This is a genomic window from Microcoleus sp. PH2017_34_RAT_O_A, assembly GCF_020737885.1.
In the GTDB taxonomy this organism is placed as follows: Bacteria; Cyanobacteriota; Cyanobacteriia; order Cyanobacteriales; family Microcoleaceae; genus Microcoleus.
This window is the reverse complement of the sequence record NZ_JAEQDD010000010.1, coordinates 54,283-69,760: the sequence shown is the minus strand read 5'-3', so window position 1 is coordinate 69,760 and position 15,478 is coordinate 54,283. Positions and strand designations below refer to the sequence as shown.

General features: G+C 45.8%; 13 protein-coding genes and 1 pseudogene. 7 read left to right on the top strand and 7 right to left on the bottom strand.

What is annotated here, in order from left to right; all coding sequences use genetic code 11:
- Window positions 1-258: 258 nt before the first annotated feature.
- The 4 genes from JGK11_RS05730 (at window position 259) to JGK11_RS05715 (ending at window position 1,584) form a co-directional block, all read left to right on the top strand.
- The gene (locus JGK11_RS05730) at window positions 259-612 is read left to right on the top strand and encodes an iron-sulfur cluster assembly accessory protein (protein ID WP_265238087.1); all 354 of its coding nucleotides are present in this window, start codon (window positions 259-261) and stop codon (window positions 610-612) included.
- Window positions 613-744 carry a hypothetical protein gene (locus tag JGK11_RS05725; protein ID WP_293210932.1) on the top strand — a complete coding sequence of 44 codons (132 nt, stop codon included), beginning with the start codon at window positions 613-615 and terminating at the stop codon, window positions 742-744.
- A gap of 27 nt (window positions 745-771) precedes the next feature.
- Window positions 772-1,188, top strand: coding sequence for a tetratricopeptide repeat protein (locus tag JGK11_RS05720; RefSeq protein WP_293186825.1), 417 nt, complete (start codon window positions 772-774; stop codon window positions 1,186-1,188).
- A 198-nt stretch (window positions 1,189-1,386) separates the two neighbouring features.
- Window positions 1,387-1,584 carry a hypothetical protein gene (locus tag JGK11_RS05715; RefSeq protein ID WP_006632682.1) on the top strand — a complete coding sequence of 66 codons (198 nt, stop codon included), beginning with the start codon at window positions 1,387-1,389 and terminating at the stop codon, window positions 1,582-1,584.
- Between the two features lie 673 nt (window positions 1,585-2,257).
- Here the strand turns inward: JGK11_RS05715 and JGK11_RS05710 are convergent.
- Window positions 2,258-3,889, bottom strand: a complete 1,632-nt coding sequence (locus JGK11_RS05710) for a DUF3352 domain-containing protein (RefSeq protein WP_293210930.1) — start codon at window positions 3,887-3,889, stop codon at window positions 2,258-2,260.
- A 149-nt stretch (window positions 3,890-4,038) separates the two neighbouring features.
- Here JGK11_RS05710 and JGK11_RS05705 point away from each other — a divergent pair, with 149 nt between their 5' ends.
- From JGK11_RS05705 to JGK11_RS05695, 3 genes and pseudogenes are all read left to right on the top strand, one after another.
- On the top strand, window positions 4,039-4,965 hold the full coding sequence (locus tag JGK11_RS05705; protein WP_293210928.1) for a TIGR01777 family oxidoreductase: 927 nt from the start codon (window positions 4,039-4,041) through the stop codon (window positions 4,963-4,965).
- Between the two features lie 139 nt (window positions 4,966-5,104).
- A pseudogene (locus tag JGK11_RS05700) lies at window positions 5,105-5,344 on the top strand (leucine-rich repeat domain-containing protein); the annotation flags it as partial.
- A 69-nt stretch (window positions 5,345-5,413) separates the two neighbouring features.
- The gene (locus tag JGK11_RS05695; RefSeq protein ID WP_293205170.1) at window positions 5,414-5,977 is read left to right on the top strand and encodes a Uma2 family endonuclease; all 564 of its coding nucleotides are present in this window, start codon (window positions 5,414-5,416) and stop codon (window positions 5,975-5,977) included.
- Window positions 5,978-6,452: 475 nt separating this feature from the next.
- Here the strand turns inward: JGK11_RS05695 and JGK11_RS05690 are convergent, their stop codons facing one another.
- From JGK11_RS05690 to JGK11_RS05665, 6 genes are all read right to left on the bottom strand, one after another.
- Window positions 6,453-7,298, bottom strand: a complete 846-nt coding sequence (locus JGK11_RS05690) for a nitrate ABC transporter ATP-binding protein (protein ID WP_293176947.1) — start codon at window positions 7,296-7,298, stop codon at window positions 6,453-6,455.
- Window positions 7,299-7,653: 355 nt separating this feature from the next.
- Window positions 7,654-9,654 carry a nitrate ABC transporter ATP-binding protein gene (locus JGK11_RS05685; RefSeq protein WP_293192331.1) on the bottom strand — a complete coding sequence of 667 codons (2,001 nt, stop codon included), beginning with the start codon at window positions 9,652-9,654 and terminating at the stop codon, window positions 7,654-7,656.
- A 389-nt stretch (window positions 9,655-10,043) separates the two neighbouring features.
- Window positions 10,044-10,889, bottom strand: a complete 846-nt coding sequence (gene ntrB, locus JGK11_RS05680; RefSeq protein ID WP_293176951.1) for a nitrate ABC transporter permease — start codon at window positions 10,887-10,889, stop codon at window positions 10,044-10,046.
- Window positions 10,890-11,079: 190 nt separating this feature from the next.
- A complete protein-coding gene (locus JGK11_RS05675; protein WP_293210926.1) occupies window positions 11,080-12,477 on the bottom strand; it encodes a CmpA/NrtA family ABC transporter substrate-binding protein in 1,398 nt (465 codons plus the stop codon).
- A 755-nt stretch (window positions 12,478-13,232) separates the two neighbouring features.
- The gene (locus JGK11_RS05670) at window positions 13,233-14,576 is read right to left on the bottom strand and encodes an adenylate/guanylate cyclase domain-containing protein (RefSeq protein ID WP_293210924.1); all 1,344 of its coding nucleotides are present in this window, start codon (window positions 14,574-14,576) and stop codon (window positions 13,233-13,235) included.
- Between the two features lie 5 nt (window positions 14,577-14,581).
- Window positions 14,582-14,965 (bottom strand): response regulator, encoded by a 384-nt coding sequence (locus JGK11_RS05665; protein WP_293210922.1) that lies wholly within the window; start codon window positions 14,963-14,965, stop codon window positions 14,582-14,584.
- Window positions 14,966-15,478 lie beyond the last annotated feature (513 nt).

Here is a 15,478-nt window from a genome sequence, read left to right as displayed (position 1 = left end):
CCCAGATAAATCGTCTGCCCAATCTTCACAAATGGTTTGTGGAAATTTTCGCTAAACCCACATAGCTATTGGATCATTCTTTTTGTGGAGGCCTCTAACGTTCGCTCTTCGGGGACGCTCGCACTAATTAATGACTGATGACTAATGACTTCTTCCCTCTTCCTTCTTCCCTCTTCCTTCTTCCTTCTTCCTTCCCTGTACAATGGAGGTATAAGATTAAACTCTTAACATTCGACAGTCTCAGGAGTTCGACAGATTATGACTCAAGCGATTTCCCAACAGCGGGGCATTCAAATGACGGACTCTGCTGTTCGTCAAGTTTTAGCTCTTCGAGAAAAACAAGGTAAAGACCTCTGCTTGCGCGTAGGGGTGCGGCAGGGCGGCTGTTCTGGTATGTCTTACGTGATGGATTTCGCAGACCCCAGCACTGTGAAATCTGACGATGAAGTGTTCGACTACGAGGGTTTTCAGGTAGTGTGCGATCGCAAGAGCATTCTTTATCTATACGGTTTGGTGCTCGACTTCAGCGATTCCATGATCGGTGGCGGCTTTAAGTTCACCAACCCCAACGCTACTCAAACTTGTGGCTGCGGCAGTTCTTTTTCTGCTTAAATGGGAAAATTGCTTGGGGCATGGGTATGGGCATTGGTAATTGGTCTCCAGCTAATTGCTGACGATCGCGATCGACAATTAGCCTCGGATGCGCTTCCTTTGTCCCGCACCCCATGCTTTCGAGCAATCTAAAATCTAAAATCCAAAATCCAAAATCGAATGACCCCTGAAGAAATGTTTAAAGACGGTTTCGATCGCTACCAAGCTGGCGAAGCCCCTGCTAATCTGATCCCCGTGTTCAAAGAATTGTGCGAGAAATCTCCCAAAAATGGCAATGCCTGGGCTAGCCTCGCGTGGCTCTACCTTTTGGAAAATAAACCCGGATCGGCTCAAAAAGCAGCGAAAACAGCGGTTAAATTGAACCCTCACGACGCCCAAGCTCGCATCAACCTAGCAGTCGCGATTCTGGATCTCAAAGAAAAAGGGGTGCGCCCCCACGTAGAAGTTGCTCAGCAACTCCTGATGGCTTCCGAAGAGTTGTTAGAGGAAGTTACAAAAAATTTTGAAGAAGGATTAAGCCGCAAACCGGACTGGAAGAGTCTCGCCCGCGTGAAACAGTGGCTTCTGGAAGCGTAAGCCCCCAAACAATGTCGATTTGGGGGTGGGGATCAAGGAAATCGGGTTTGTGGTTTATTACGATCTCGTAATAAATCAATAAATAACTTTATGGAAAACTCAGGAAGTCAGTGCTAGTATTTGAAAACTTAGACGATCGACAAACCGGCACAGCGGTTTTCAGACTTGACTACCATAAATACTAGGAGTTGTAAGAACATGAGCACTGACAGCCACGTTAACATCAAACCAGCAACCCGCAACCACAAAGGTTTCTTTATTCAGCCTGCTTCTTACAAATTGATGAGCATCGATAAATCCGGCTGGGCCTTGATTTGCATGGACAAAGCAGTTTGTCATTATGTAGATCCTGATGACTTGCAATTGCCGAATAAGTCGGGAATGTCTGAAGGTTAATCCAGAAGTTTTGAGAGACATTAAAATGCTTTATTTGAGTAGCTGCCCTCCCTGGAGAGGCAGCAACTTTTTTTTGTCAGTTGTCAGTTGTCAGTTGTCAGTTGTCAGTTGTCATTAGTCCTGCCGTCGGGCAGTCATCAGTCATCAGTCAGAAGTGTACTAGATCTAACCCAATACAGTTCACTTAAGACAGTACACCAGGAAAAACGATTTGACAAACAGACCCTGCGATTGCTTCGCGAAGACGCTCGCAATGACAAAAAACGTTAAGTAAACCGTATTGAGATCTAACCAATGTAAGGAAGTTCGGCAACGGGTTGTGTAGCGGATGTAACGGATAGAATTCCCAATAACCGATTACCGATTACCGATTACCGATTACCAATTACCAATTACCAATTACCAATTACCAATTACCAATTACCAATTACCAATTCCCAATTCCCGATTACCAATTACCAATTCCCAATTCCCCATCGCCTAATTGCTAGATTTGATAGAAAAATTACAAATTACCGATTACCAAGAATAATGGGTTTAAAGCCTCCTCGTTCGAGGAGGAAATAAAACAAAATTATTCACTGTTTCAATCCTGTTCCTTCTAGGTAGAGGTCGATCTCAAACTGTCAACTGTCAACTGTCAACTGTCAACTGTTGACCAATTCCCGATCGCCTAATTGCTAGATTTGAAGGCAAAAAGCAGATCGAGCTGAGCAGTTGTCGGTTCTGTCGAAGTTGTGGCTACGCTGACTCCTCGGAGAGAATTGAGCACTTCAGCAACGGGTGGCGAAACTAAATTGGGCTGTACAGCGAGCAAATAACGGTTCGCCCATGACATGGTTTTTTCCATATCTATATAAAAGTAACCTTGGTTCGCCTGCGGTACAGCAGTGGCGATCGCCTGAAAACTCCGACTGCTGCTTAACGGTTGCGGTGGCGCTGTGGTGATGACATCAACTAAAGGGCCGCCGAAGGCAACAAATACAGAATTTTCATTCAGCCAACCGTGCCCGAATAAGGTTCCTTGTTGCGGTATTTGCCACTCTGTAACCTCTTTTCCCTGGACTTGTCTGGGGGCGACGCTGACTGTAGGATTGCTTTTGGCGATCGCATCGAGTTTTTTGAGGGTTGCTTCGGCTGCGGGGCGATCGCTCGTTTCAAAAATCATCGCCGCCCCCATCCCCAACTGAGACAAAATACCTTGATCCGAACCGATCGCCCCGATCGCAAATTCCCCATTCATCCAGCCAAAAACATCACGATCGGCATCCAAATCCAAGCGTTTAAAACTACTTCTCACCTGCTGAATGCCCCTGTCAACTTCCGGGCTATCTTTTGCCTCTGCCGTCGCCTGCAACCAAATGCGATCGAGTCCCTTACCCCCTACTAAAGCAATGGTTTCGCCGGGAAATCTGGGCAACAATTTCGATCCGACTGGCGGCTTTTGCTGTCCGAATTTAGGATCTAACCGAGCGATAGTTTTCACCCTCAATCCCGAACTGTCGGCCCCTATTCCCGCTACCAAAGACTTGACTTGTTTAAACTGTGAAAGCACTGTCGAAGGCAATTGAAAATCATCGGGCAAATTAGTTTTTAATTGCTCGATTGCAGCAGGATAATCAGCAATGTAAATAGTTGCGATCGGATTCGGTACGCCAGCACTCTCTGCAAAAAACTTAGTTGTACTCTTCTGGGTAGCGAGGGAGGGCTGTCCTTTAAAAGTATCGATCGCCATTTCCACAGGCTTTCTCAAAGGAGCCATCACTAATTGATCGTCCAACAAAGCCACACTGTAGCGCTTGCCCGTTGGCTCTGCAATCTCAGAAATTTTAACTCCTTTATACTCAGTTTCTTGAGTTGTGGCACCTTCCTGAGATTTTAATTTATTAGCAAAATTCCAAGCACTAATTTTATTTTTGACACTGACTACAACGAGCAGTTTAGGAGGCTCTGTTTTAGCGGTAGCATCTGGGGGTAACAAAGCCACCATCACGCCCCCCAGCCAGGGCTTTAAGTCTCTCTCAAAGTCGATTTGAGTGCCTGCCAAGCTTTGTTCTTGAAAGGCCTTCAAACCCGCACCGACCAACTTTTGAGCGCCCGGGGTGCCGAATTGCTGCAACTGTGACAGTGCTTGGGGATTGGGGGAGATGAAGGCGGCCATCATTGCTTCGTCGGGTACAACTTTGGCGCTGTCTTGGGGGTTGGAGACTTGTTGGCTCAAACCGTGGAAGTAAAGGTACACCGCGGCGCTACCTGCTGCAATGATGGCGGCAGCAATTAGAAGCTTTGGTTTTTTTGCAGGCATTGTTTTCGATCCTAGCGTCCTTTATCAGTTTAATGAAAATCCACTGGGCTTGTGGGGAGCCGATCGAACTAGCTATTTATTTTTATAGAATTTAAAACGGGTTTGGGCGATCGTGTAAACTGCTGTTGAGATGAAGTGCGGGAAGAAATATGAAAGTAGCGATCGCGGGAGCAACGGGATTTGTAGGTAGCCGGCTGGTGGAGAAGCTGCAAGCAGCCGGACATCAAGTGGTGGTTTTGAGTAGAGATGCGGCGAAAGCTGGGCGAGTTTTCCCGGCTTCGGCTTATCCAAATTTGGATGTTGTCGCCTACACTCCGGCGGAGTCTGGTGATTGGCAAAATTCGATCGCGGGCTGCGACGCTGTGGTTAATTTAGCTGGGGTGCCGATTGCGGAGGAAAGGTGGACGGAGGCGCGCCAGCAAGCGATTCTCGACAGTCGCAGATTGACGACGGCAAAGTTGGTAGAGGCGATCGTCAATGCTAATCCTAAACCATCGGTGTTTGTGAGCGCATCGGCGATCGGCTATTACGGAACCAGCGAAACCGCTGAGTTTGACGAAAGCAGCCCTGCGGGAAACGATTTTTTAGCAGCAGTTTGCAAAGACTGGGAAGCTGCGGCCCAACCTGCCAAAAATGCAGGCACAAGGCTAGCAATTTTGCGGCTGGGAATAGTTTTGGGAATGGGAGGCGCGCTAGCAAAAATGCTGCCACCTTTTAAACTATTTGCAGGCGGCCCAATTGGCACAGGAAAACAGTGGTTTTCTTGGATTCACCGCGAGGATGTGGTTGATTTAATTTTGTATTCTTTGCAAAATTCGCAAGTTCAAGGCGTTTTGAATGCGACAGCACCGAATCCAGTGCGGATGAATGAATTGTGCCAAACTTTAGGGGAAGTTTTAAGTCGGCCTTCTTGGTTGCCGGTGCCAGGTTTTGCTTTAGAAATGCTGTTGGGAGACGGCGCTAAAGTTGTTTTGGAAGGGCAGAAAGTTTTGCCGAAACAAACTTTGGCTAGCGGTTTTCAATATCAGTATCCGATGCTGAAGTTGGCTCTAGAAGAGATTTTGGCTGGTAATTAAATCCTGCATTTTTAGATATCCCTCGTTCCCCGGCTCTTCTGCCTGGGAACGCATATCCAAAGGCTATGCCTCGTTCCTTCAAATAAATCATCCCACTCAACAATCAATCACATCAACTACCAACAATCCATCTCGATGCCTCGGGTGCGATCGCCTTTGTCAAGAACTGCAAGCAGTAGAATTAGATTCTTGGCAAGAATACACGCTCTTAGAAATCGATAACGCCGATGTCGAGCCGATTTATTTGTTAAAAATGACCTGTCCGAGCACCGGACACATTCATTCGTTGCGAGTGCCGCCAAATGTAGTATCAGCAAAAGAGGCAATTCGCTGGGTAAATTGGGACATTGACTCAGAAGAGTTTTCCGTGCAAACTTGAATGCAAGCAGCAGAAATACAAGAACCTTAGATTATTTGTTCATTAGGATGATTTCAGGAAATACGATATATGGTAGTTGCAGCAAAATCAACGATTTCTCTTGCAGAGTTTTTGCAGTTGCCCGAAACTAAACCAGCAAGCGAGTACATCGACGGTCAAATTTATCAAAAACCTATGCCACAAGGAAAACATAGCAAACTTCAAAGTGAGTTATTGTTGACTATTTCTGAGGTTGGGGAACCCCAAAAGTTAGTCTGTGCTCTTCCAGAATTGTGCTGTACTTTTGCGGATTGGTCAATTGTTCCCGATATTGCTGTTTTTGAGTGGTCTCGCATTCCCGTTGATGAAGATGGAGAAATTGCCAACCGCTTTGAAATTCCACCGGATTGGATAATTGAAATTTTGTCACCTGACCAATCTCCAAATCAGGTGATAAAAAAAATAATTTTTTCGATCAATCACGGTACTAAATTGGGTTGGTTTGCCGATCCGAGCGATAAATCAGTAATAGTTTTTCAACCGAATCAATTGCCTGAGGTTAAATCAGATACGGATATTTTACCTGTTCTTAGCGTGTTGGGCGATTGGCAGTTATCCGCAGCCGAGTTGTTTAATTGGTTGAAAATTAATTGATTTAATACGAATTTAAAAAAGTCTTGCTAGAATCATCAATCTTAGACCAATTCTTAACAGTGGCAGATCCCCGCGCAGGACACGGCAGTGCCGTTTCCCTACAGCAAACTGATATCTTTGCCAAAAACTTAATCCATAAAACACTAATCAACATTGGCCCTGTGCCACTTAAAATGGTGGAATGCACAAACCATCAATTTAGGAAAAACTGTTAATAAGATAAGAAAGAAGCCCGCCTTCAGTCAAAGGTGGGCTAAATTCATGCCAGCTTACAGACAGCTAGGCAATCGGGTCTCTTAGCCGATTGACGTAAAAGTTGAGAAAAAGATCCAAATCTTCCGGAAAAACTTATCCTCAACAATTAAGCTCCAGTTTACCCAAGCAGATCGGGAAAATTTCGCACACAGCGATGTTTCCCTGCAAGTGGGGAAATGCTGGAGCTTTATTTTGCCAGCAATCCCCAATCTCCAAGGGTTTAAGCGTCGTGATCGTGAGCGAAGCGGCGGAAGAGGAAGTCTAGGGCGTAGTTCCGCAAGTTGTAATATTCGGGATCTTCCATCATTTGTACCCGATCGCGCGGACGTGGGAAAGGAATCTCCAAAACCTCGCCAATCGTTGCTGATGGGCCGTTAGTCATCATCACGAGTCGATCAGCCAAAAACAGCGCTTCGTCAATATCGTGAGTAATCATCAACACGGTACAGCGGTGATCGTTCCAGATTTTCAGCAACTCTTCCTGCAATTCTTCCTTAGTAATTGCGTCGAGAGCACCAAAGGGTTCGTCTAAAATCAGCACCTTGGGACGAATTGCTAAGGCGCGGGCGATGGAAACCCGTTGTTTCATACCCCCGGAAATTTGCGGAGGTCTTTTCTCAGCAGCTTCTGTCAGTCCCACCATTGCCAAATGATCTTTGACGATCGCATTTTTCTCGGCTTTCGACTTCTCGGGAAATACAGCGTTAACGGCAATGTAAACGTTTTCAAACACTGTCCGCCAAGGCAGCAAAGCATAACCTTGAAACACTACCATGCGATCGGGGCCTGGCTTTTCGATCCGCTGCCCGTTAATCGACACGGTGCCTTCGCTGGGATGGCTAAAACCGGACACCATATTTAACAGTGTTGATTTGCCGCAGCCGGAGTGTCCGATCAGAGTAATAAACTCTCCCTCAGCTACGGTCAAGTTAACGTTTTCTAATGCTCTGTAACCGTTTGGATATACTTTATAAACATTGTCCATCACCAAAAAAGGCTGGCGGCGATCGTTTGGTTGCTGGCTCTGGGTTTTGGTGTTTGTCTGGTTGACAGCAGTATTAATCATGGGTTTGAGAAGCCGTTAGTAGGTGATTAGCGATAGCAAATAATGGAGTTTTGAATGGTGAGCTGCGAGTCGAGACTGTAGATTTTCGAGTTCCCTGTATATTTTCAGTATTGAGTTTAAATTGCAAGACTTTTGCATCAATTATATAATTGTGCCGCTTCGCTCTCAACAATGCAATCAATCGCTGTGATTTCTGATTCCTCTTGTCTGACTTGTGAGTTGATAAGTCTTTGACAGGGGCGATCGAGAACTAAGCAATTTTTTGACCTTTTGATATCTCAAAACTCACAGAGCACCATTAGACATTTGGCCGGTGGAAAGCATTCCACCGGCTGGGGCGGACACTCAACAGATCCTAAGCAGCTCTGCGGCCCGAATCCAGAATCACTTCAGCCATCGTGTAATCGCGTTTAATCGCTAGATTGTTGAGATAGCCGATCGGATCTTCAGCATTAAACACCGAGCCATCAAACAAACGGAGAGAACCCCGAGTGTAAGTAATATCAGACATTCCCAGCTCCCGTGCTGCTGTACTGAAGGGGCCGACTCGCACCACCCGTTCCAGAATTTCTACCCAGTTGCGGGGGAAGACTGTATCGCCCCAACGCGCCATCTGTACCATGTGCCACAACTGTTCGGTACGGCTTGGGCGGTTCACCCCGTCGCCGGCGAACAAGTGGTGAGCGTATTCCCGCATCGGAGTATCAAGATCGCAAGCAGTAGATTTGGAATCGCCAATTTGGATGTAACTCTTGTCAGTAGCGACGTACTCCCGTCCCGCCACAATTTCGGAAACTTCTTGAGCGTGGGCCGGATCGCTGCAATAGTGACAAGCTTCTAGCAAAGCTTTCACTAGAGCAATGTGAGTGTTGGGGTAAGCATTCGCCCAGTCTTCCCGAACTCCCAGAATTTTTGCCGGGTGTCCAGGCCACAGTTCCAAATCCGTAGCCACGGTAAAGCCGACTCCTTCCATCGCCGCGCGCAAGTTCCAAGGTTCGCCGACGCAGAAACCGTCAATCGTCCCACCTTGCAAGTCCACAATCATCTGGGCTGGAGGGATGTTTTTCAGTGAAACATCATGATCTGGGTCAATTCCGCCGGAAGCCAGCCAGTAGCGCAGCAGCAGGTTGTGCATCGATGAAGGGTGAACGATGCCCATGCGGTGAGTTTGGGCGGGGGTTCTGTGCAGCATTTCTTTGAAATCTGCCAGAGTGTAGATTCCTTGGTCGTAGAAGCGACGGGCCAGGGTAATTCCGTTGCCGTTGCGGCTCATGGTGAGGGCTGTAACGGTTGCTATGGGCTTCTCTTGGTGGCCTCCTAAGCTCAACCACGCTGCCATCCCAGAGGGCATTTGGGCTGCGTCTAGGTATCCGGCGGCGATGCCGTCTACGATGCCGCGCCAGCTTGTTTCGCGCACGAGGTGGACTTCATCGAGGCCGTGTTTGGCAAATAAGCCTTTTTCTTTGGCGATCGCGAGGGGAGCGCAGGCTGCCAGGGGGATAAAGCCGAGTTCGAGGTTGACTTTTTCTAGGCCGTGGCGGGCGATCGCCGGTACTTTCCGCGCGCGCAGTTTTTTCACCCGTTTCTGCTGGTTGAGGAAGTAAATCATTTCGCTCCGCAGCGCGTAGTAGCTGGGGTGCGAGACTACTTCCATACGTACCCGGGGGCGGGGGATGTCTACTTCGAGGATGCCGCCAATTTTCGATTCTGGGCCGTTGGTGAGCATGACGATGCGATCGCTCAGCAGCACCGCTTCATCTACGTCGTGCGTTACCATCAAGGCGCTAATTTCGTACTCTTGGCAGATTTCCATCAACTTTTCTTGCAAGTTGCCGCGAGTCAAAGCGTCTAGGGCGCCGAATGGTTCGTCTAAGAGTAACAGTTTGGGACGCAGGGCTAGGGCACGGGCGATCGCCACGCGCTGTTTTTGTCCGCCTGATAGTAGTGCCGGTTGCTTCTCGGCGTGGGGGCCCAAGCCCACCATGTCAATGTGTTTTTGGATGATGTCGAGGCGCTCGGCTTTAGCTAAGCCGCTCATTACTGAGTCTACGGCCAGGGTGATGTTTTCTCTGACTGTCCGCCAAGGTAGCAGCGAATAGTTTTGGAACACCACCATGCGATCGGGGCCCGGCTGAGTGATTCTTTGTCCGTCGATCGTCACCAATCCTTCTGTGGGCAGATCCAAACCTGCCACCATATTTAGCAGAGTGGATTTGCCACAACCCGAGTGTCCGACTAAGGAGATAAATTCTCCTTTTTTAATTTCTAAGTCGATCCCTTTGAGGGCTACGTATGTACCGCCGTCTGTTAAATTAAATGTTTTTCCGACTTGTTCTACCGCAATCAAAACTGACATGGTTTTCTTGCCTTTTTTGTAGGTTTGTCCTTGATTTTTCGATTATTTTTGACTGTTGACCGTTAGCTTTTATATTATGCCGATCGCCCAACTGCAATAATAATATTGGTTCGTAGTGAGGACTTCAGTTCTATTCTTTTAAAAAGCTGAGGACTGAAGTTCTGCTACTCCTTTAACTCGTTATCAGGCACAGCCTGGTAACACATAATCAGGAGGCTCTGCCTCGATTTTCCAGCCGAGGCAGATCCTCTTGGATATGGGTTCCCAGTTATTTTACCGGACTTGATATTAGCTTTTAGCTAACAACTGTCAACTGTCAACTATCAACCGTCAACTGTCAACTATCAACCGTCAACTGTCAACTGTCAACTGTCAACTATCAACTGTTTTTATTTGCCTTGAGAGGGAGCAATTTTTTGCTGCAACCATGCCATCAGGCGATCGAGCATCAAACCAACAGCCCCAATGTAGAACACCGCCAAGAGAATTTCACTGATGTAGTTTTGCTGGTAAGCATTCCAAATAAAGAAGCCAATACCTGTAATCCCGGACATCACGATTTCCGCTGCAATAATCGCCAGCCAAGCCAAACCGATCGCAATTCTCAATCCGGTGAAGATATAAGGAAGCGCCGACGGAAACAAGATATTGATGTAATATTCCTTCTGAGTAAGTTGCAGCACTTTCGCCACGTTGTTGTAATCGTCAGGAATTTGACGAACACCTTCAGCCGTGTTGATTAAAATCGGCCAAACAGAGGTAATGAAAATCACGAACAAAGCAGCCGGTTCGTTTTGTTGAAGTGCAGCCAGGGCGATCGGTACCCAAGCCAAAGGTGCTACCATCCGCAAAAACTGGAAAATCGGGTCTAAAGCCTTGTTCAGGAAGGGATTCGTACCTACCACAACTCCCATGCTAATGCCCACAGCGGCCGCGAGAGTGTAGCCTTTTGCTACCCGTTCCAAACTAGCCATAGTCTGCCAAAATAAGCCGACTCCGTAGGTTTTGGAGTTCATGAAAGGATACATCAACAAAATCCGCGTCCGTTCGTCAGTCCAAACGCTAGTTGGGGGTGGCAACTTGATGATTCCTGTACCCGACAGGAATTGCCAAATTAGCAGGAACCCTAAAAGTCCTAAAATTGGCGGCAATATATTTGACGAATTCTTTTTCCAAAACTCGCCAAGAACTCCTTGGACATCGACTCCGCCTCTCCGATTTGTGCTGACAGCCATCTTGCTAATCTCCTGTGTTTCTGCTGTTTTTTTTCGAGACTTAAGTTATGCGAAGCTTTTACCAACTAACAATGGTCTCGCATCCCCACGGAAGCGGATTGTTTTTAGAACGAGGTTTAAATCGCACGCTTCTAAAAACTGTGTTGTCAACTGTCAACTGTCAACTGTCAACTGTCAACTGTTTAACCCATCACGCTTTTTTAATTGCCAGACTCTTGATGTAATCTTCGGGCTTGTCCGGGTTGAATTCTTTGCCGTCGAAGAACTTCTCAACACCACGAGTCGATTTTGCCGGAATGTCAGCTTCAGCAACTCCGGCTAATTTAGCCGCAGCTTTCCACAAATCTCCTCGGTTGACTTTATCGATGATTGTCTTAGAATCTGCCAAGGTTTTTGTTGGCAAGAAACCCCAGCGGACGCTTTCGGTTAAGAACCACAAATCGTGGCTCTTGTAGGGATAGGAAACGTTGCCGACTCCATCATTCCAGTACAGCGTACTCATTTTGAAGTCGTTGATTTCGGGCTTGCCGTCGCCCATGATATACTTGCCTTCATAAGGAGGAAGCAACACTCCAGGAGCTACGTCAAAGAAGTTTTTGCCAGAAACAATCGACACCAATTCCGCACGATTTTCTGGTTTGTCGCACCACTGCTGCGCTTCAATTATTCCTGCTAACAGCGCTTCGGTAGCTTTGGGGTGTTTGTCTACCCAGTCGCCGCGAATTGCGAGGTATTCTTCTGGATGTCCTTTCCAGATTTCCGCAGTTAAAGCGGACAAGAAGCCAATTTTTTCTTTGACAATCCGTAGGGGCCAGGGGTCACCTGTACTGAAACCGTCCATGCTGCCGGTTTTCATGTTGGCCACGGTTTGGGCCGCCGGTACTGTTAGCAACTCGACATCTACGTCGGGATTGATGCCGTTAGCGGCTAGCCAGTAGCGAATCCATAAATCTTGGTTGGCTTTGGGAAAAGTGTAGGCTGCTTTGAAGGGCGTACCTGCTTTCTTGAGTCCGAGGATGTAGTCTTGGGCGGATTTTTCTAGTTTGAGTCCGAGGCCTTTACCTTCGTGTTTGGCAGCGATCGCAATTCCATTTCCCTGAGTGTTTAGCTGTAACAGCACGTACATTGGGATGCCGGCTTTATTCTTGGTGATCAGGCCTTTGCTAATCAAGTATGGCATCGGCATTTGCCACTGCCCGCCATCTATACCACCGCCTGCTGAGCCGATTTCTACGTTGTCTCGGGCCGAACCCCAGTTGGCTTGTTTGGCGACTTTGACATCTACCATGCCGTATTTGGCAAAGAAGCCTTTTTCTTGGGCAATAATTAAAGGCGCTGATTCGACGATCGGGATATATCCCAATGTAATCTTCGTGCTTTCGATGCCTTCTACTCTTTTCTCGTTGGCCACAGCAACTGCTGATGTGGCAGCAGGGGCTCCTCCAGCCCCACCAGCACCACCATCAGCAGTTCCACCGGGTTCGGGGGGATTTCCCAAACAGCCTTTGAGCAGTATGGAACTGACGGCAGATGCACCTGCTGTAACTATAAATTTGCGCCGAGAAAAATTTTCTGAAAATTTGGTCATAGCCTAGCCTCGCTCCAATACATAATCTTCTGTAACGACATCACTGAAGTTTATCAAAGCACTTTATTGCTGTTCGCTAAATTAGGCTTAGAGAACTGTTTTAAGCGCAGGTTGGCAGTAAGGATGAAAAAACTTATGGTAACAATAAGTTTTTATGATATCCCTGCTGATTTGACTCTTTTGATTAACTCAATATTGCGATCGGCCAAGTTGTGTTAACTCGCCAAAAGCGAGTTCTACATTTAATTGGCTTGTTTATTCAGTTTACCGTACTCTTGCTGTGATTATAAAACAAATATTAAATTTAAATTATAAGTAAATGTTTTAGGCAGTTGTTCTCAATAAGTAGCCGTTTTTTTTGCAGGTCGGGTTTTAATTCGCGCAATATTTGCATAAAATTCCTTTGCTTATAAGAGTTTTAGCGTAATACCCTCTGAGGGGGTTCCCACCTCATTGTCAATAAGCCGGAAATTAGGCTGCCACCACTCATTAATATTACTTAATAATTCTCTAATTTTTGGCAAAACCAGAAAAAAGTATTCTGCGATACAGAATTATGGTACAATAATGTTATGCAGAAAATTTATCATCAAAAACAGTCGATCGCCCTTAGGGATTGAAATGGCGATCGGGAATTCAAATCGTGCGATCGTAAAAACCTGTACAAAGCCACCCAACAGCAGTATTGGTCGAGTCTGGTTTGTCGCCACCAAGAACCCAGGCAGGCCCTCTTGGCGCAGCCCCTTGAATCTACATTACTGACAGCGTTGCAGATACATCCTCGCAACCATATCCCCAGGATTAGCTTGCAAACATTTATCAAACAGTTGAAAGGCAGTCTCTTTATCCGAGGAATGATAGAAAACGATCGCCTGTTCAAAAGTGCTTTTCATGGCTAACTTCCCCTCTCGCAATTCGGGTAAATCTGCATCGAAAACCTCATACACAGCTACCTGTTCGGACTTCCCCTTGACTCGAACGCGATCGATCAAACGAATGTGATATTTTCCCGGATTTTTCAATACCATAAATGTGCGATTGCTAATCAACAAAGGCACACCGTACTGTTTGGTTAATCCCTCCAAACGAGATGCTAAATTCACCGCATCCCCGATCGCAGTACCATCCATCCGAGATGCACCACCCACCGTTCCTAGAATTAATGTCCCAGTATTAATACCAATCCCAATTTTAATTGGCGGACGTTCCGGTATCGTGCGCGTGGTATTATAGTCAGCTAGTCTTTGTAGCATCGAAATTCCACCCCTAACTGCCCCATCTGCATCTCCACTAAATAAAGCCATAATTGCATCACCAATATATTTATCAATAAACCCATGATTTTCAATAATTGCTGGTTCCATCCGAGAGAGATAACCATTAATAAACTTAAAATTATCATCCGGCGTCATCCTTTCTGATAGACTTGTAAAATCTCGAATATCAGAAAACAACACCGAAATTTCTTGCTGAATATGTTCGCCTAATTGAATATCAAGAAAACTCGTTTTTTCCAATAACTGAAGGAACTGACGGGGAACAAACCGTAAAAAAGATTCATTGAGTGCTTGCAAATAACTTTCTTTTTCTTGAAGTTCCGCAATTAGTTTAGCTTGCTGGCGAGTCAGCGCTTCTAACTCTTGATTCATTTCTAGAAGTTTAGCATTTTTTTCTGCCAGTTTCTTATCTTGAATGTAACTGTGAACTGCTTCTGCTACCGTTAGTCTTAAATCTTCATTATGCCAAGGTTTACCGATGTATCGATAGAGTTTAGCGTATTTGACCGCATTAGTAACCGCTTCAATAGTAGCTTGACCCGTCAGCATTACTTTCAGCGTTTTTGGGGAAAGTTCGTGAACGCGGCGCAAAAGTTCGTCTCCCTTCATATCCGGCATAATGTAATCGGAAATAATTAAGGGAATTTCATCTCCATCTTCAAGTAATTCTCCAAGCAATTCTAACGCATCCTCTCCCCCTTCAGCGATCTCGACTCGATACTCTTCTCCAAATGATTTTCTCAATTCCGCTTTCAAACTCGTCAAAATGGTAATTTCATCATCTACACAAACAATGACAGGTTTTTTTGCAACTTTTGTCATAGTTTTTATAATCCATACTTGACGATATCGATCGACTGATTGGGCGACCAGGGTTTAAACAAACATTTATCTACCTTAGCTGCTGCATAAGCCCGCTCGATAGCTTTTTTATCTGCTTGTCTTGTCAATAAAAATTTGACAATTTTAGTGATTTTATTATTAACTGAAATTAGAAATTTGTCGCCTTTCATTCCGGGCATTAGCCAATTAGAGACAACCAATAAAATGCTAATATGATGTTTATTTAATTCATCAATATTTAGCGCTTCTTCAGCATCTTGGGCAAATTCATAAGCATAGGAACTGCCTAGTGCTTTTCTCAATTTGGCTTTCAAACTTTCCAAAATTACAGTTTTATCATCAACACACAAAATAACGGGTTTAGACATGGTAGTTAATCAGTTGACGGTTGACGGTTGACGGTTGACGGTTGACGGTTGACGGTTGATAGCACTTGACAAAGGAAGGAAGAGAATTGGAGGAATGAATAGTCTGATTTTAATTTCTCTCGATCGGGCTTGGGGCTTTAAACCAATTCTTTGCGGTAACTGTTGGCGGAGCAACCCGCGACGCAAATCAATTGCTGAACCATTGTTTAAATTGATGTTAATCGGTTTAAATATATGCTTGATTTGTTGAATTTTAAATTGTAGACTAATATAGTTCGGGGCTTTTTTGTGGTTAGAGGCGGGTTTGTTTAACCTGTTTGCGCGCTTTGGGATATTGATTAATCTGCCCCTACAGATTGTTGAAAATGATGCACGATTTCAACCAGCACGAATCGACTGGACATGATATTAGTTGCTAAATTTGTCAGACCTGATGGATCTGAATGTAGAGATACCTAATGGAGTAGAGACAAGAAAATGATTCCTGAAGCAGAAACTTCATTATCTTTACAA